Source organism: Comamonas sp. 7D-2 (genome assembly GCF_022749555.1).
GTDB classification, from domain to species: Bacteria; Pseudomonadota; Gammaproteobacteria; order Burkholderiales; family Burkholderiaceae_C; genus Comamonas; species Comamonas thiooxydans.
The window spans coordinates 2,131,082-2,146,920 of the sequence record NZ_CP094238.1; the positions used below are offsets into that span (position 1 = coordinate 2,131,082).

At 63.4% G+C, this 15,839-nt stretch carries 16 protein-coding genes; 8 read left to right on the plus strand and 8 right to left on the minus strand.

Going from position 1 to position 15,839, the window contains the following annotated elements:
- The first annotated feature begins 38 nt into the window (after window positions 1–38).
- Window positions 39–482: a VanZ family protein gene (locus tag MPZ60_RS09850; protein WP_034351850.1), complete on the plus strand. Its 444-nt coding sequence runs from the start codon at window positions 39–41 to the stop codon at window positions 480–482.
- Between the two features lie 91 nt (window positions 483–573).
- Here MPZ60_RS09850 and MPZ60_RS09855 read toward each other — a convergent pair whose 3' ends face one another.
- From MPZ60_RS09855 to MPZ60_RS09865, 3 genes are all read right to left on the minus strand, one after another.
- Window positions 574–1,536: a tripartite tricarboxylate transporter substrate binding protein gene (locus MPZ60_RS09855; RefSeq protein ID WP_242607147.1), complete on the minus strand. Its 963-nt coding sequence runs from the start codon at window positions 1,534–1,536 to the stop codon at window positions 574–576.
- A gap of 159 nt (window positions 1,537–1,695) precedes the next feature.
- Entirely contained in the window at window positions 1,696–2,910 is a 1,215-nt protein-coding gene (locus MPZ60_RS09860; RefSeq protein ID WP_187771871.1) for a CaiB/BaiF CoA-transferase family protein, read from the minus strand.
- 45 nt (window positions 2,911–2,955) lie between these two features.
- Window positions 2,956–3,891: a hydroxymethylglutaryl-CoA lyase gene (locus tag MPZ60_RS09865; protein WP_034351791.1), complete on the minus strand. Its 936-nt coding sequence runs from the start codon at window positions 3,889–3,891 to the stop codon at window positions 2,956–2,958.
- Between the two features lie 141 nt (window positions 3,892–4,032).
- Here MPZ60_RS09865 and MPZ60_RS09870 point away from each other — a divergent pair, with 141 nt between their 5' ends.
- Window positions 4,033–4,761, plus strand: a complete 729-nt coding sequence (locus MPZ60_RS09870; RefSeq protein ID WP_034351792.1) for an IclR family transcriptional regulator — start codon at window positions 4,033–4,035, stop codon at window positions 4,759–4,761.
- Window positions 4,762–4,822: 61 nt separating this feature from the next.
- On the opposite strand, the gene MPZ60_RS09875 is transcribed toward MPZ60_RS09870, so the two are convergent.
- From MPZ60_RS09875 to fabI, 3 genes are all read right to left on the minus strand, one after another.
- Window positions 4,823–5,728: a DNA ligase gene (locus MPZ60_RS09875; protein WP_080746248.1), complete on the minus strand. Its 906-nt coding sequence runs from the start codon at window positions 5,726–5,728 to the stop codon at window positions 4,823–4,825.
- Window positions 5,729–5,906: 178 nt separating this feature from the next.
- On the minus strand, window positions 5,907–6,428 hold the full coding sequence (locus MPZ60_RS09880) for a superoxide dismutase family protein (RefSeq protein WP_034351794.1): 522 nt from the start codon (window positions 6,426–6,428) through the stop codon (window positions 5,907–5,909).
- 172 nt (window positions 6,429–6,600) lie between these two features.
- Window positions 6,601–7,401 (minus strand): enoyl-ACP reductase FabI, encoded by an 801-nt coding sequence (fabI, locus tag MPZ60_RS09885; protein WP_003063172.1) that lies wholly within the window; start codon window positions 7,399–7,401, stop codon window positions 6,601–6,603.
- Between the two features lie 120 nt (window positions 7,402–7,521).
- Here fabI and MPZ60_RS09890 point away from each other — a divergent pair, with 120 nt between their 5' ends.
- The 5 genes from MPZ60_RS09890 to MPZ60_RS09910 all read left to right on the plus strand — a co-directional run bounded on the left by MPZ60_RS09890 (window position 7,522) and on the right by MPZ60_RS09910 (window position 13,720).
- Entirely contained in the window at window positions 7,522–9,336 is a 1,815-nt protein-coding gene (locus MPZ60_RS09890; protein WP_080746249.1) for an extracellular solute-binding protein, read from the plus strand.
- Window positions 9,337–9,531: 195 nt separating this feature from the next.
- Window positions 9,532–10,560, plus strand: coding sequence for a microcin C ABC transporter permease YejB (locus MPZ60_RS09895; protein WP_034351795.1), 1,029 nt, complete (start codon window positions 9,532–9,534; stop codon window positions 10,558–10,560).
- Window positions 10,561–10,608: 48 nt separating this feature from the next.
- Window positions 10,609–11,709 carry an ABC transporter permease gene (locus MPZ60_RS09900; protein ID WP_122974407.1) on the plus strand — a complete coding sequence of 367 codons (1,101 nt, stop codon included), beginning with the start codon at window positions 10,609–10,611 and terminating at the stop codon, window positions 11,707–11,709.
- Window positions 11,706–13,361, plus strand: a complete 1,656-nt coding sequence (locus MPZ60_RS09905) for an ABC transporter ATP-binding protein (protein WP_034351797.1) — start codon at window positions 11,706–11,708, stop codon at window positions 13,359–13,361. Before MPZ60_RS09900 ends, MPZ60_RS09905 begins: the two co-directional genes overlap by 4 nt.
- A gap of 197 nt (window positions 13,362–13,558) precedes the next feature.
- Window positions 13,559–13,720 (plus strand): hypothetical protein, encoded by a 162-nt coding sequence (locus MPZ60_RS09910; RefSeq protein ID WP_003056362.1) that lies wholly within the window; start codon window positions 13,559–13,561, stop codon window positions 13,718–13,720.
- A gap of 102 nt (window positions 13,721–13,822) precedes the next feature.
- Here the strand turns inward: MPZ60_RS09910 and MPZ60_RS09915 are convergent, their stop codons facing one another.
- Both MPZ60_RS09915 and MPZ60_RS09920 read right to left on the minus strand, forming a co-directional pair.
- Window positions 13,823–14,155: a chaperone modulator CbpM gene (locus MPZ60_RS09915; protein WP_003063164.1), complete on the minus strand. Its 333-nt coding sequence runs from the start codon at window positions 14,153–14,155 to the stop codon at window positions 13,823–13,825.
- Window positions 14,156–14,166: 11 nt separating this feature from the next.
- The gene (locus MPZ60_RS09920; RefSeq protein WP_034351852.1) at window positions 14,167–15,147 is read right to left on the minus strand and encodes a DnaJ C-terminal domain-containing protein; all 981 of its coding nucleotides are present in this window, start codon (window positions 15,145–15,147) and stop codon (window positions 14,167–14,169) included.
- 230 nt (window positions 15,148–15,377) lie between these two features.
- Here MPZ60_RS09920 and MPZ60_RS09925 point away from each other — a divergent pair, with 230 nt between their 5' ends.
- Window positions 15,378–15,758: a thioredoxin family protein gene (locus tag MPZ60_RS09925; RefSeq protein ID WP_034349992.1), complete on the plus strand. Its 381-nt coding sequence runs from the start codon at window positions 15,378–15,380 to the stop codon at window positions 15,756–15,758.
- Window positions 15,759–15,839 lie beyond the last annotated feature (81 nt).

Below are 15,839 nucleotides of genomic sequence, written 5' to 3' on the forward strand. Positions count from 1 at the left end.
CGGAGTGCCTGCACTTCGGGCTTTTTCATATCCCTGCCATGCATTCATTCCTGCAACTGGCTGGCGCCGTGCCTCTGTGGAAGCGGTTGGCGGCAGCCAGCCTGGGCTGGGCCTTGTTCATGCTCTGGGGCTGCCTCAATGAGACAGGCAGCAGCGGTGGGCTGATTCTCAGGCTGTTCCCGTTTCTGCGTGGCTTCGAGCACATGGACAAGCTGGTGCATGCAGGCCTGCATGCTGTGCTGGCGGGTCTGCTCTGCTGCGCGGGGCTGGCGCGTGCGCATGCTACGGGCTTGCGCTGGACCGCCGGGCAAGCACTGGCCGTGGTGCTGGTCTGTGCCGGCTACGGCGGCGTGATCGAGCTGCTGCAGGCCGGCGTCGCCCCCACGCGGTCAGCCGAGTGGCTGGATGTGCTGGCCAATGCCGCGGGCGCGAGCCTGGCTGTGCTGTTCATTCAGGGGCTGCGCTACATGAAGCAAAAATAGTAGCTGCTTGCGCTTGACCTGTATCGTATATAGAAATGAATCTATTTGAAACATAGGTGGTTATTGCGCAGGCGGCTACTGATTTTGATGACTATTCCAGAGTGATCTTCGCGTCGCGGATGAGCGCGGCCCAGCTGGCTTGCTCTTTTTGCAGATAGGCCTGGGCATCCTGCAGGCTGCCCCCCATGGGTGTGCTGCCTTCGGACTGCAGCTGTTTGAGCACTGCAGGGTCCTGCAAGCCGGTGTTCACTGCGGCGTTGATCTTCTGCGCCAGCGCTGCAGGCGTGTTCCTGGGGGCCACGATCAGCTTCCAGTCCACGGCTTCAAAGCCCGGAAAGCCGGACTCGGCCACGGTGGGGACCTGGGGCAGGATGGCAAGACGCTTGGCCGAGGTCACGGCCAGTGCGCGCAGGCGCTGGCCCTTGATCATGGGGTAGACCGCCTGAGGCGTGCCGAACATATAGTGGGTCTGCTTGCCCAGCAGGTCGGTCACGGCCGGCGCGGCGCCTTTGTAGGGCACGTTGAGCACATCGATCTTGGCCTTGTAGGAAAGCATTTCCCCCGCCAGATGGCCCACGGTGCCTGTGGAAGCCAGACCTTGCTTGATGGCTCCAGGCTGGGCCTTGGCCGCGGCGATCAGATCCTGCAGTGATTTCCAGGGCGAATCGGTGGGCACGGCCAGCACCACGGGCTGCGAGGCCACCAGCGCCACGGGAAGCAGATCGGTCTTGGCGTTGAACGGCATGCTGGGCAGCAGCGAGGGATTGATGGCCAGATTGGCGGTCTGCCCCATGCCGAAGGTATAGCCGTCGGCCGGCGCCTTGGCGACGGCATCGAGGCCGATATTGCCGCCCGCGCCAGGCTTGTTGTCCACTACGATGACCCAGCGATTCGCGGTCGCCATGCGTTCGCTGATCTGGCGCGTCACCGTGTCGGTGCCGCCGCCAGGCGTGAAGGGCACGACCATGCGGATCGACTTGGCGGGCCATTCGCCGGGCTGGGCCGCAGCACTGCCGGCGGCCAGCGTCATGGCCGTCAGCGCGCATGCTGCCATCGCCAGGCGACGGTTCGGGTGTCGGGAAGAGGGGCTGTATGGCATGGTTTTGTCTCCTGAATGATGGAAATGGGGCGAAAGAATCCCCCGCAGGGCGCGCCTGGGCATCCTGTTCTGGGGGGGCGTGGGTCGTGCGGAGCGATGGCCCCGCAGGGGCGCTCAGTCGGGCTGGCCCTGTGCCAGTGCCTGGGCCTGGGCCTGGCTGTAGCCCAGGGCAGTCAGAATCTCCAGGCTGTGCTCGCCGAGCTTGGGCGGCGAGAGGCGCACCTGCAGATGCTTGCCGTCCAGGGTCAGCGGCAGCAGCACGGTCTTGCTGTCGCGGCCGTCGGGCAAGGTGATGGGGGCCAGTGCGCCCGTGGCGTTCAGGTGCGGGTCCTCGAGCAGATCGTGCGGGCGGGCGATGGGCGCGAACGGCAAGCCCTTGTCCTCGAAGACGCTGGCGATATGCGCGGCGCTGTAGCCGGCCATGGTTTCGCGCAGCAGCGGCATTAGCCAGCTGCGGGCCTGCACGCGGTCGTTGTTGCTGCCAAGGCGCGGGTCGTCACGCAGCTGCTCCAGACCAAAGGCATCGCAGAACTCGCGCCATGCGCCGTCGCTGACCACGGCCAGAAAGATCTGCTCGCCGCCCTGGACCTCGAACACGTCGTAGATCGCCCAGGCCGAAATGCGCGCGGGCATGGGTGCTGCAGGCTTGCCGGTCACCGCGTACTGCATCATGTGCTGGGCGATCAGAAACACATTGTTCTCGAACAGAGCGCTCTGCACTTCCTGGCCCTTGCCGGTCTTCTCGCGCTGAGCCAGGGCGGCCATGGCTCCCATGGCACCGAACATACCGCCCATGATGTCGTTGACACTGGTGCCCGCGCGCAGCGGGTCGCCGGGCCGGCCCGTCATATAGGCAAGGCCCCCCATCATCTGCACCACCTCGTCGAGGGCCGTGCGGTGTTCGTAGGGGCCGGGCAGAAAGCCCTTGTGACTCACATAGATGAGGCGTGGGAATTGTTGCTTGAGACTTTCATAGTCCAGGCCCAGCTTCTTCATGGTGCCGGGCTTGAAGTTTTCGGTCACCACATCGGCCGTGGCGATCAGCCGCAGCGCGGCTTCCTTGCCCTCGGGGGTCTGCAGATCCAGCGTCAGGCTTTTCTTGTTGCGGTTGAACAGCGGGAAAAAGCCCGAGCCCGAGCCGAGCAGCTTGCGCGTGGCATCGCCGTTGCGGCCGTGGCCCACGGGCTCGACCTTGATGACTTCGGCGCCCAGGTCGGCCAGCATCAGGCCGCAGCTGGGGCCCATGACCATATGGGTGAACTCCACCACGCGGATGCCGCTATAGGGCAGGGGGGAGGAAGTCTCGGCGGTTTCGGTTGAGGCGTGCATATTCATCTCTTCTTGTCTTCGGCTCATGGGCGAGCCGCTGTGTGATCAGTAGCGCTGAGGCACAAAGCCCTTGGGCAGGCCCGCGGGTGGCAGCATGCCGTAGAGCGCCTCGCCCGGCAGGCCGGCGGCCAGCGTTTCTCGCGCTGCAAGCAATCGCTCAATGTCAATGCCGGTGCGCAGCCCCATGGCTTCGAACATGAAGACCAGATCTTCGGTCACCACATTGCCCGAGGCGCCGGGGGCATAGGGGCAGCCGCCCAGTCCGGCCTGGGAGGCGTCGAAAGTGCGCACGCCGGCTTCATAGGCAGCCAGGCAGTTGGCCAGGCCCAGGCCTCGGGTGTTGTGCATATGTGCGGCACCGGCCTTGTCGCCGAGTTCGTTGCGCAGGCGTGTGAACAGGCGCTTGACCTGGGCCGGGTTGGCCATGCCCGTGGTGTCGGACAGGCCCGATTCGTCGGCGCCGGCGGCCACGCAGGCGGCAGCCAGCGCAATCACCTCGTCCTCGGGCACCAGGCCCTGCAGGGTGCAGCCGAAAGCGGTGGAGATGCCGGCCTCGATATGCACGGCAGGGGCGATCTCATCGCGCAGCCTGGCGATGGCGCGCACTTCTTCCACCATCTGCGCGGGTGTCTTGCGCACATTGGCCATGGAGTGCGCGGGGCTGGCCGATACGGGCAGCGTGATCTTGTGCGCGCCGGCGCGCATGGCGGCTTCGGCGCCCTTGAGATTGGGCACCAGGGCCATGATGGTGACGCCGGGATGGGCGGTGGCGTGGCGTACGACCTCGGCGGCATCGGCCATCTGCGGCAGCAGTTTGGGCGAGACAAAGGAGCCGACCTCGATCTCCTGCACGCCCGCTGCCACCAGAGCATCGATCCATGCATGTTTGTGGGCCGTGCTCATGGTGGCCGAGATCGACTGCAGGCCGTCGCGGGGGCCGACTTCGCTGATCAGGAGATCGAAACGCTGGGGGAATGACATGGTTGCCTCACTTGGATTTCATGCTTGCATTGCGGCTGGCACAATGCTTTAATGATGTTCTGTCTGATAGAACTTAATTCTTTCTATTGAAATATTGCCTTGCGTACTGATGCCCTGTCAAGATGCGGGGCAGGAGTTTCCATGCCGCGTAAATCCCTGAATGAATCCGTAGCCGACGAAAATGCCGCACCTGGCGGTGTGGCTGCAGTGGACCGCGCTCTCAGCGTGCTGAGTGCATTCCAGGATGGCGATGCCGCGCTGAGCCTGGCCGAGCTGGCCGAGCGCACCCGGCTCTACAAGAGCACGGTGCTGAGGCTGCTGGCCTCTCTGGAGCATGGCGGCTGGGTTCAGCGCCAGGATGACGGGCGCTATGCGGTGGGCCCGGCCGTGGCCAGGCTGCATGTGGTTTATGAGCAGAGCTTTTCGCTGGATAAACTGGTCATGCCGGTGCTGCGCGCACTGGTTCAGGCCACGGGCGAGAGCGCTGCCTACCATGTGCGCCAGGGGCGTGAACGCCTGTGTCTGTACCGTGTGGATTCGCCGCACCCGGTACGCGATCATGCGCGTGCCGGCGATCTGCTCCCCCTGGATAAGGGAGCTGGCGGGCGTGTGCTGGTCGCTTTCGATCCGGAGCTGGGCGACTGGGTGAAGAAGAATCGCAACCACTATGCGCGTGTACGGGCCGATGGCTACGAAGCCCTGGTGGGCGACAGACATAGCGAGATCGCCGGCATCTCGGCTCCGGTCTTTCGCCGCAGCGGGGAGCTGGCGGCCGCCCTGACGCTGACCATGCCTGCGCATCGCTATGACGAGCGCTATGTCAAAAACGTGCTGCAGGCCGCGCGCGACCTGGGGGCGCAACTGCCGTAGGTTTGGGCGCCCTGGGCTTGAGGCGCAGGGTCGGCAGTCGCAGGTAGCGATGAAGCCAGAGTCACGGGCCTGCCGGCTCGGGCTGAAAGCCCGGCTCGCTGCGTACGCGCAAAAAGCGGGCAAAGCGCGGCAGCCCGCTTTTTTCGTGCAGGCCCTGGTAGCGGTAGGTGACCCAGCTGCCGAGCGCGGGCGGACTTTTGCGCATCTGCACCGTCAGTCCGGAGCCCAGTGAAAACTGCTTGCCGTCCGGGGTCTGCACCAGCAGCGCACCCGTCATGCCCTGCCATTGTCCGCGTCCGTTTTTGTAGCCTATGACCCGGGCTTCGGCATCATCGAAAGGCTTGAGCTTGAGCAGATCGTCGCTGCGGCCCGGGCGATAGGGGGCGCTGCCTTTGTGCAGCATCAAGCCCTCGCCGCCGCCTTTGACGACTGTGTGCAGCCATTGCCGCAACTCGGCTTCCGAGCCCAGCTTGCGCTGCTCCACCATCTGCACCCAGTCCTGGGCAATGGCCCCGACGGTGCGCTGCAGCAGCGGCAGGCGCTGGTCAAAGCTGCCCGGAGCCGCGGGCAGATCAAACACCATGAATCTCATCTGGCGCCAGGCCCGATCGTCCGGGATGGCCTGTGCCGTGGTGGACTGGGCATGGGAAAACCGGCCGCGTCCGGCCCAGAGCTCGCCATCCATGGGGGTGGCCGGCCAGTCCCGAACAAACCACTCTGGCGTCGCGATCCGCTGCCCGCCACGGCTGACGAGCTGGTGGCCGTTCCAGTAGCCGCGTACGCCATCCAGTTTCTCGCTGATCCAATAGTCCTGCAGCGGCAGGCCGCTGCGCCAGACCTGGGCCAGCATCAGCGAAGGCGGCTGTGTCGTGGTCTGGGACCGCACGGCAACAAAGCCCATGCAGAGACAGGCACAGACCAGCCAGAGAATGCATTCCCGCAGGGGGCGATGCCGTGGCTCAGGCATGGCTATCTCCCGGTAAAGAGGCAGCTCATGCTAGAGCGCGGAGCCTATGCTGTCGATGCGGGTACGAACCCATATCAAAAAACATGGCTATCAGCGGCTTATCCATAAGTAATTGCGGTGATTTCAATGAAAAAGCCGCTGCAGCCAGGCAGCGGCTTTTGTCAAAGGGGCAAGACCTTCAGTCGCGGCTGATGACGGCGCAGGCGATGCGCGCGCCGGCATTGCCCGTGGGCTGGGTGGTGTAGTCGTCGGGCTGTGCATGGACGATGACCGCCCGGCCCATGACATTGCCAGGGCCGGCCAGCAAGGTGATGTCCGCCGACTGTACGTTGACGGTGGCCACGCCGTTGGAGTCGGCCTTCAGGCTGGGCAGGTCGCCCATATGGTGCTGGGTCGAGTCATATTTGCCATGCGGATTGCCCAGCGGGTTGAAGTGGCCGGCAGCGGCATTGCCATTGTCGCCGCAGTCGCCCTTGTCGTGGATGTGAAAGCCATGCTCGGAATTGGGCTTGAGGCCGTGAATCACGGCATTGACCATCACCTGCTGGCCGGTCTTCTGGGTGAATTTCACATCGCCGCCGACCTTGCTACCCGAAGTGGCCTGCAGCCTGGCGATGGCCTGGGCGGGCTGGGGCTCGGGGGTGCTGCAGGCCGTCAGGGCAGCAGCGAATGCGGTCAGGATGAGAAAACGATATGGCATGTAAGCTCCTCTTGAATATTCGTCAGAACCATAGAGAAAACACTGTGAACCATAGCGTCAGTGCTTTGCCGCGCTTGTAGGGCAAGGGCCAAGATGTCGGGCACGGCCCCAAAAAACAAAGCCCCGCAGGCTGCTGAGGCCTGCGGGGCTGGTGTCGTCAAAAGCCTGGGGCTCAGACCTGATCGGCAGACAGGCCTGCGGTCTGGCTGAAGCCGCCGTCCACATAGGTGATCTCGGCGGTCACGCCGGAGGCCAGGTCGGACAGCAGGAAGGCCGCGACATTGCCCACGTCTTCAATGGTCACGTTGCGGCGCAGAGGAGCGGCGTCGGCCACACGGCCCAGCAGCTTGCCGAAGTCCTTGATGCCGGAGGCAGCCAGGGTCTTGATGGGGCCGGCGGAGATGCCGTTGGCACGAATGGCGCGGCCGTCGGCAGTGCGACCCACGGCTTCTGCCAGGTAACGCACGGATGCTTCCAGCGATGCCTTGGCCAGGCCCATGGTGTTGTAGTTGGGGATGGAGCGCAGAGCGCCCAGATAGGACAGGGTCAGCAGCGAGGACTTGTCGTTCAGGTAAGGCAGGGCTGCCTTGGCCATGGCGGGGAAGCTGTAGGCGCTGATATCGTGGGCGATCTTGAAGTTCTCGCGGCTCAGACCGTCGAGGAAGTTGCCGGCAATGGCTTCACGGGGGGCAAAACCGATGGAGTGCACAAAGCCGTCGAACTTGCCCCAGGTGGCACCCAGGTCGGCGAACAGCTTTTCGATCTGGGCGTCGTCGCCCACGTCGCAGTCGAACACCAGCTTGGAGTCGAAGTCGGCAGCAAATTCGGTGATGCGGTCCTTGAAGCGTTCACCCACATAGCTGAAAGCCAGTTCTGCGCCTTGCTCATGGCAGGCCTTGGCAATGCCGTAGGCAATGGAACGGTTGGACAGAACGCCCGTGATCAGCAGCTTTTTACCGGCGAGAAAACCCATTGTTGTTCTCCAAAGAAAATTGAAAGAGACGATGGCTGCATCTGTGGCAGACGCGCCATCTTTGAAAACGTATCTGTTCGAACTGGGTGCGAATCAGTCGGGGTAGGGCAGAATTGTCGCATGCGCCATTGGATGATTTGCTCAGCCCTGATTGTCAGCAGCCAAGTTGCCACACCTGCCCTGGCAGCACATGGCTATGCGCTCTGGGGCCAGCCCAGGTACGCGGCCGACTTCAAGCACTTTGACTATGTGAACCCTCAAGCGCCCAAGGGCGGCGAGTTGCGCATGGTCAGCAATCTGCGCTATTCGACCTTCGACAAGTACAACCCCTTCACCATCAAGGGTTCGCCGCCTGCCTATCTGGCGGACATGCTGTTCGAGACCCTGCTGACCCCCAGCCTCGACGAGACGGCCACGGGCTACGGCCTGCTGGCCGAGGATGTGGAGGTGGCGGCCGACGGCCTGTCCGCGACATTCAAATTGCGCAAGCAGGCGCGCTTTCACAACGGCAAGCCCGTGCTGGCCCAGGATGTGAAGCACAGCTACGAGACGCTGCTGAGCAAATATGTCTCGCCCGGCTACAAGACGCTGTTTGCCGAGGTGGCTGCCTGTGATGTGCTCGACGAGCGCACGGTGCGCTTTCGCTTCAAAAAGCCCAACCGCGACCTGCCGCTGACCGTGGGCGCCCTGCTGCCGGTGTTCAGCCGTGACTGGGGGCTGGGCGCGGATGGCAAGCCCAAGGCCTTCGATCAGGTGGTGATGGACACGCCCATCGGCAGCGGGCCCTACAAGATAGGGCCGGTCAAGTTTGGCAAGGACATCAGCTATGTTCGCGACCCTAAGTATTGGGGGGCAGCCTTGCCGGTGCGTGTCGGTTTGGCCAATTTTGACCGAGTCACCATCAAGATCTACAAGGACAACACGGCGCGGCTGGAGGCACTCAAGGCCGGTGAGTTCGATCTCATGCGCATCAACAGCGCGGGCGACTGGGCCAGGCGTCTGACGGGGCGGCGCTTCGCCTCGGGCGAACTGGTCAAGGGCGCGTTCGAGAACAAGCTGCCCTCGGGCTTTCAGAGCTTCTTTCTGAACCTGCGCCGCGAGCAGCTCAAGGATGTACGCGTGCGCGAGGCCCTGGGCCTGGCTTATGACTTTGAGTGGATGAGCCGTCAGATGTTCTATGGCGCATATCAGCGCGTGCATGGATTGTTTGGCAACACCGCTTGCGAAACCACGGGCGATCCCAGCGATGCCGAGTTGGCCCTGCTCAAGCCCTATGAGAGCAGTCTGCCGCCAGGCACGCTGGGGCAGATGGCCCAGCCGCCACGCACCGACGGGCCTGATGGCCTGCGCGGCAATCTGCGGCGTGCGCAGAAGCTGCTGGCCGATGCCGGCTGGACGGTCAGGGATGGAGCCTTGCGCAACGCCAAGGGCGAGCCCATGGTGCTGGAATATCTGGACAGCAGCGAGAGCGGTGTCAAGATCGTCAGCAGCTGGATGCGCAATCTGGAAAAGCTGGGCATCACGCTCAAGGTGCGCAATGTGGACTACGCGCTCTATCAGCAGCGCATGGACAAATACGATTTCGACATCGTGACGCTCAACGTGCCCGGCACGCACAATCCGGGGCAGGAATATGCCGAGCTGTTCGGCAGCGCCGCCGCCGATGTGGAGGGGGCCTCGAACTATGTCGGTCTCAAGAGCAAGGCCGTGGATGCCATCATCGCCCAGATGGCTGCGGCCAAGTCCGAGCAGCAGATGCTGCCCGCCTGCCACGCGCTGGAGCGCATCATCGTCCACGGCCATTACCTGATCCCGCAGTATTACTCGGGCACGCACCGCATGGTCTATGACGCCTGGAAGTTGGCGCTGCCGGGGCAGATTCCGGCCTATTCGCCGGGCGAGCTATGGGCCGTCTATGCCTGGTGGGCCAAGTAAGGTGGCCCCCACGCTCCACCGTTGCACGGGTCGCTGCCCCCCGAGGGGGCTGGCCTTGCTTGGGGCGGCCCGGCGCTGCGGCCCAGGTAAAGTGGCCCCCACGCTCCGCCGTTGCACGGGTCGCTGCCCCTCTGCTTTGGGCGGCCCGGCGCTGCGACCAGCGCTGCCGCGGCTGAAAACAAGGGTTGATCGAAGATGTTTGCCTATATTCTCAAACGCATTTTGCTGATGATCCCCACGCTGCTGGGCGTGCTGCTGCTGACCTTTGTCGTCATCCAGTTCGTGCCCGGTGGCCCGGTGGAGCAGTATCTGGCCGAGGCCAAGGCCGGTGCCGGACACGGCGCCGAAGGCGCTTCCATGAGCTACCGGGGCGGCCAGGGCGTGGACCCCAAGCGGCTCGAAGAGATCAAGGCGCTGTACGGCTTTGACAAGCCGCCGGTAGAACGCTTTGTGCAGATGCTGGGCCAGTTCGCGCGCTTCGATCTGGGCACCAGCTTTTTTCAGAACAAAAGCGTCTGGGCGCTGGTCAAGGAAAAACTGCCGGTCTCCATCAGCCTGGGGCTGTGGACGTTTTTCATCAGCTATCTGGTGGCTGTGCCCCTTGGCGTGGCCAAGGCCGTGCGGGCCGGCTCGCGCTTCGATCTGGCGACCACAATCGTGATTCTCATCGGCTATGCCATTCCGGGCTTTGTGCTGGGCGTGGCGCTGCTGGTCGTCTTTGGCGGGCAGCTGCAGTGGTTTCCGCTGCGCGGGCTGACATCGGCCAATTTCGACGAACTCAGCACCATGGGCAAGGTGGCGGACTATCTCTGGCATATCGCGCTGCCTGTGACGGCCATGGTGGCCGGCAGCTTTGCCGTGACAGCCATGCTGACCAAGAACTCGTTTCTCGAAGAGATCCGCAAGCAGTATGTGCTGACGGCCCGCGCCAAGGGGCTGTCCGAGCGCCAGGTGCTCTACAAGCATGTGTTTCGCAATGCGCTGATTCCCATCGTCACGGGCTTTCCCTCGGCTTTCATCGGCGCCTTCTTTGCCGGCGCGCTGCTGATCGAGACCCTGTTCTCGCTCGATGGCCTGGGTCTGCTCAGCTATGAAAGCGTGATCCGGCGCGACTTTCCCGTGGTGCTGGGCACGCTGTATCTGTTCACGCTGATCGGCCTGGTGACCAAGCTCATCAGCGATCTTTGCTATGTCTGGGTAGACCCCCGGGTCAAGTTTGATTGATTTATGCAAAATAAGCCTCAAACCAATGCCCTGCAAGCGCAAGAAGCTATGAATACAGGAGTAGAGCGTGTGCCGGCGGCGCCTGCTGCCAAGTCCGAATCCCCTGGGCGCCGGGCCTGGCGGCGCTTCAAAGGCAATCGACTGGGCTTTGCCAGCCTGCTGGTCTTCTCGGTGCTGGTGCTGCTCAGCCTGTTTGCCGAACTGCTGTCCAACGACAAGCCGCTCATCGTGCGCTACGAGGGGCAGACCTATCTGCCGCTGCTGCACGATTACCCGGAAACCACGTTTGGCGGCGATTTCCATACGCCGACCGATTACCTCGATCCCTTCATCCAGCAAAGGCTCGGCGAGGGCGACAACTGGGCGATCTTCCCCATCAACCGCTATGGCAAGTCCACCATCAATTACTTTGCCAAGTCGCCCAATCCTTCTGCGCCGTCGGTCGACAACTGGCTGGGCACCGACGACCGGGGGCGCGATCTGCTGGCGCAGCTCATCTACGGTTTTCGCGTCAGCGTGCTGTTCGGCCTGGCGCTGACGGCCGTGGGCGTGCTGCTGGGCGTGCTGGCGGGAGCGGTGCAGGGCTTTTTTGGCGGCAAGACTGATCTGGCCTTCCAGCGCCTGACGGAAATCTGGGGCTCCATGCCCGAGCTCTACCTGCTCATCATCTTCAGCGCGCTGTTTGCGCCCAGTGTCTCGCTGCTGCTGATCCTGCTGAGCCTGTTCGGCTGGATGGGGCTGGCCGACTATGTGAGAGCCGAGTTTCTGCGCAATCGCCAGCTCGACTATGTGAAATCCGCCCAGGCGCTGGGTGCCAGCAATCGCTCCATCATCTTTCGCCACATTCTGCCCAACAGCATGACGCCGGTGATCACCTTTTTGCCGTTTCGCATGAGCGGGGCCATCCTGGCGCTGACCTCGCTCGATTTTCTGGGTCTGGGCGTCCCGCCAGGCACGCCCAGCCTGGGCGAGCTGCTGAGCCAGGGCAAGAACAATATCGATGCTTGGTGGATTTCCCTGTCCACCTTTGGCGTGCTGGTCATCACGCTGCTGCTGCTGACCTTTATGGGGGATGCCCTGCGCGATGCGCTGGACCCGCGCAAGCAGGCGCACACCGGGGCTGCAAAGCGCGCAGGAGGCAAGCCATGAGCCAGGAAAAGTATGGGATTGAGAGCCGCAGCCAGCTGCTGAGCGTGCACGATCTGAGCGTGTCTTTTGCGGGCAAGCCCGTGGTTCAGGGTGTGAGCTTCGAGATGGCTGCCGGTGAAAAGCTGGCGCTGGTGGGGGAGTCCGGCTCGGGCAAGTCGGTCACGGCGCTGTCGCTGCTGCGCCTGGTGGGCGATGCGCAACTGGGTGGCCGGGCCCTGCTGGACGGGCGCGATCTGCTGGGGCTTTCGGAGCGCGAGATGCAGGGCATACGCGGCGGCGATATCGCCATGATCTTTCAGGAGCCGATGACGGCGCTGAACCCGCTGATGACCGTCGGCGCGCAGGTGGCGGAGGTGCTGCAGCTCAAGCAGGCCTTGAGCCGGGCGCAGGCCTTGAAGCAGGCCGTCGAGCTGCTGGCCACTACCGGCATCCCTGAGCCCGAGCGTCGCGCGCAGAGCTTTCCGCACCAGCTCAGCGGCGGCCAGCGTCAGCGCGCCATGATTGCCATGGCCCTGGCCAGCCGTCCCCGGCTGCTGCTGGCCGACGAGCCGACAACGGCGCTGGATGTGACGCTGCGTGGCCAGATCCTGGATTTGCTGGCCGATCTGCAGCGGCAGACCGGCATGGCCGTGCTGATGATCACGCATGACCTGAACCTGGTGCGCCGCTTTGCCGACCGCGTGGCCGTCATGGAAAAAGGCCGTCTCGTGGAGCAGGGCGCGGTGGCCGATCTCATGCAGAACCCGCAGCATGCCTATACCCGCAAGCTGCTGGCCAGCCGGCCGGTACGCAATGTGGCGGATGAGACCGTGCCGGCCGGTGAGGCTGCCGTGGTGCAGACCCGGGCCTTGCAGGTGAGCTATGCCACGCCCTTGCCCGGCATTCGCGGCTGGTTCAAAAAGGGCGCGTTCGTCGCGGTCAAGGGCGCGGATATGCTGCTGCGGCCCGGCCGTACCCTGGGCGTGATCGGTGAATCGGGCTCCGGTAAATCCACGCTGGCCCAGGCCGTGCTGGGGCTGTTGCCTGCGGCCGGGGAGCTGCAGGTGGCTGGCAGACAATGGCAGCAGCCGGCAATCCGCAACAGCGCCGCCAATCTGGCGCTGCGGCGCAAGATCCAGGTGGTGTTTCAGGATCCGTTCTCCTCGCTCTCTCCGCGCATGACGGTGGAGGAGATCGTCGGCGAAGGCCTGCAGATCCATGCCCCTGAGCTCGCTGCCGGGCCGCGGCGCGAGCGCGTGCTCAAGATGCTCGAAGAGGTGGGCTTGACCGAGGCCCAGTTTCCCGGCCTGCTGCAGCGCTATCCGCATGAATTCTCGGGCGGGCAGCGGCAGCGCCTGGCGATTTCACGCGCGCTCATCATGGAGCCCGAGGTCCTGGTGCTGGACGAGCCCACGAGTGCGCTCGACGTCACCATTCAGCAGCAAGTGCTGGCCCTGCTGCAGCGGCTGCAGAAGGAGCGTGGTCTGGCCTATCTGCTCATCACCCACGATGTGGACGTGATTCGCGCCATGGCCCATGAGGTGCTGGTCATGAAGGACGGGCAGATCGTGGAGCAGGGCGATGTGCAGGCGGTGCTGACTGCGCCGAGGCAGGCATACACGCGCCAGTTGGTCGAGGCCGCCGGGGTCGTTGCCGAGCCTTCGGCGGTCTGAATGTGATAGCGAGCAGCGCTTTCCCTTCAAAGGTTTGAGGCTTTGAATGCCTGCAATTGCTGTCGATTCACTGATTCGCGAGGCAGGCATTCGCTGAAAAACACTGAATCCGCACTCGAAAGTTTGTATTTATTTGGCGCGAATTCTCTGGCTGTGGCCTAATTGATCCTTTTCAACCTCCCAATTGAGAATTCGACATGGGCAATAAGATCGTTACCGAAGCAGACCGCAAGGCCACTCCCCGTCCCCAGGCACCCAATGGCGTGACCCTGCCCACTCCCGGCCGTGGCCAGCGCGTGAGCCTGGAGCGTGGTTCGCACACTCGCAGCAAGAAGCAGCCCGGCAAGCGCCACGGCTAATTCCTGCGGCAGGCTGCGCCCTGGTGTGCGGCCCGCAAAAAAGCCCTCGTCACTTCGGTACGAGGGCTTTTTGCTTTTCACGGCTTCAGAGCGTTGGTTTGCTCATCCTTGCAGATTTTTCAGCTTGCGGCGCAGTTGCTGCACTTCCTCAATGAGATCGGTGGTCAGGGCGGCGAGCTGAGGGTCGGCGTCGAAGCTGTGTTCCAGCTGGGCAATGCGGCGTGCACGTACCAGCGTCTGGCTGCTGAAGCGCCATTGCTCGTGGCTGATCTCGCGCAGCTGACCTTCGTTGTCGTAGCTGATGACGCCTGTCTGCACATGCTCGATCACCCATTGCGGGCTGGTGCAGCAATGGCGCGCCAGTTCGTGCAGATCGAGCACGGCCTGTTCCAGCAGCTCGGCAGGTTCGTAGAAAGGGTAGTGGGAGGGGCTCATGGGAAAACCTTTCAACTCAGGCTGCGGGCATCGAACTGCGGGAAGGCCCTGGCAAAGTCGGCATAAGCCTGCTTTTGCGCGGGTGTCGCCGCGGGCGGGAAGACCACATCCAGCACCAGGTACAGATCACCTGGCGTGGCGGCGGGCAGGCCCTTGCCCTTGAGGCGCAGTTTGCGGCCCGAGCGATAGCCGGCGGGCACGGTGACTTCCAGTTCCCCGGCCAGCGTCTTGAAGGGGACGGGGCCACCCAGCTCGGCTTCCCAGGGCGCGAGCGGCACTCGCTGGTAGACATCCTTGCCTTCGGACCACCAGCGCGGGTCGCTGCGGAAGTGCACCTCCAGCAGTAGATCGCCTGGAGCACCCTTGCCCAGGCCCGGGTTGCCCTGACCGGCAAGGCGAATCATCTGGCCCTCGCGCACGCCCTTGGGAATGGTGACCTGCAGCTCCTTGTCCTTGTGGGTGGGGATGCCCTGGTCGTCGAGCACGGTGCTGCGCAGATGCAGCGAGCGCACGGCGCCGCTATAGCTGTCCTGCAGATCCAGCTCTATGCTGGCATGCTGGTCCTGGCCGCGCATGTCTGGGGTGCTGCGCGCGCCTTGCTGGCCCTGATGGCGCCGTGCACGAGCGGCCTGGCCGAACATCTGCGAGAAAAAGTCGCTGAAATCGGCGTCGCTGCCGGCATCGCCCTGGCTGCTGAAGTGAAAGTCCCGCTGATCCCAGTCGGGCGGCGGGCGAAAGCCTCCGCTGCCCTGAGCTCTGGCATTTTGAGCAAACTGCATCTCGTCGCCCATGGCGTCGTAGGCGGCGCGCTTTTCGGGGTCGGAGAGCACGGTGTTGGCTTCGTTGACCTCGGCCATGCGAGCAGCCGCGTCTTTTTCCTTGCTGATGTCGGGGTGGTATTTGCGGGCGAGTTTGCGATAGGCCTTTTTGATGTCCTCGGTGGAGGCCTTTTTGTCCACGCCAAGTATCTTGTAATAGTCCTTGTAATCCATGGAGTCACCAATCTTCTTGTCAAAAGATGGGCGCAAGACTGTTGCCTTGGCTGCTGCCATTGCTGCGCCCGCATTCAGGAAAATAATAGGGATAGAGTGCGGCAGCTTCAAGGGTCTCAATGCGCGCTGGTGGGGTGATGACCGGGGTTTGAGTCCTTAAGGGCATCTGGCGCTACCATTGCCGGGATCAATGCAGGGGCGTGTGCGAAGGCCTGCCCAGAGTTCGTGAAATGAAACAAGAAATTACAAAAGCAGACGCATGGCTGGTTGTCTGCCTCTGTGCTGACTGGTGCGGTACCTGTAAACAGTACCGGCAGCCCTTCGAGGCTCTTGCTGCCCAGTTTCCACAGATGCGTTTTGTCTGGCTCGATGTGGAAGACCGTGAGGATGTAGCTGGCGATCTGGACATAGAAACCTTTCCGTCCATTTTGGTGGCGCAGGGCGAGCAGGCCAGATTCCTGGGGCCTGTGCTTCCGCAGACGGGGGTGCTGGCGCGGATGCTGCAATCCCTGCCCGCAGATGCGGCGGCGAGGCCCGCCGATGTGCAGGAGGCCCAGGATTTGCTGCAGCGATTGTTGCGCGCTGATGACCTGCAGGAAGTCTTGCGTTGATCGCTGTTTTATGCGAGACACTTTTTGCGAAAACAGTGGTTTGCGGCTACAATTACGGCTTCACGACCAAACGGGCGGGTA

Coding starts and splice junctions, on each gene's coding strand:
- MPZ60_RS09870 (WP_034351792.1), top strand. CDS start 4,033: ATGCCGCGTAAATCCCTGAATGAATCCGTAGCCGACGAAAATGCCGCA.
- MPZ60_RS09895 (WP_034351795.1), top strand. CDS start 9,532: ATGTTTGCCTATATTCTCAAACGCATTTTGCTGATGATCCCCACGCTG.
- MPZ60_RS09890 (WP_080746249.1), top strand. CDS start 7,522: ATGCGCCATTGGATGATTTGCTCAGCCCTGATTGTCAGCAGCCAAGTT.
- MPZ60_RS09880 (WP_034351794.1), bottom strand. CDS start 6,428: ATGCCATATCGTTTTCTCATCCTGACCGCATTCGCTGCTGCCCTGACG.
- MPZ60_RS09850 (WP_034351850.1), top strand. CDS start 39: ATGCATTCATTCCTGCAACTGGCTGGCGCCGTGCCTCTGTGGAAGCGG.
- fabI (WP_003063172.1), bottom strand. CDS start 7,401: ATGGGTTTTCTCGCCGGTAAAAAGCTGCTGATCACGGGCGTTCTGTCC.
- MPZ60_RS09915 (WP_003063164.1), bottom strand. CDS start 14,155: ATGAGCCCCTCCCACTACCCTTTCTACGAACCTGCCGAGCTGCTGGAA.
- MPZ60_RS09900 (WP_122974407.1), top strand. CDS start 10,609: ATGAATACAGGAGTAGAGCGTGTGCCGGCGGCGCCTGCTGCCAAGTCC.
- MPZ60_RS09925 (WP_034349992.1), top strand. CDS start 15,378: ATGAAACAAGAAATTACAAAAGCAGACGCATGGCTGGTTGTCTGCCTC.
- MPZ60_RS09905 (WP_034351797.1), top strand. CDS start 11,706: ATGAGCCAGGAAAAGTATGGGATTGAGAGCCGCAGCCAGCTGCTGAGC.
- MPZ60_RS09920 (WP_034351852.1), bottom strand. CDS start 15,147: ATGGATTACAAGGACTATTACAAGATACTTGGCGTGGACAAAAAGGCC.
- MPZ60_RS09910 (WP_003056362.1), top strand. CDS start 13,559: ATGGGCAATAAGATCGTTACCGAAGCAGACCGCAAGGCCACTCCCCGT.
- MPZ60_RS09865 (WP_034351791.1), bottom strand. CDS start 3,891: ATGTCATTCCCCCAGCGTTTCGATCTCCTGATCAGCGAAGTCGGCCCC.
- MPZ60_RS09860 (WP_187771871.1), bottom strand. CDS start 2,910: ATGCACGCCTCAACCGAAACCGCCGAGACTTCCTCCCCCCTGCCCTAT.
- MPZ60_RS09855 (WP_242607147.1), bottom strand. CDS start 1,536: ATGGCAGCATGCGCGCTGACGGCCATGACGCTGGCCGCCGGCAGTGCT.
- MPZ60_RS09875 (WP_080746248.1), bottom strand. CDS start 5,728: ATGCCTGAGCCACGGCATCGCCCCCTGCGGGAATGCATTCTCTGGCTG.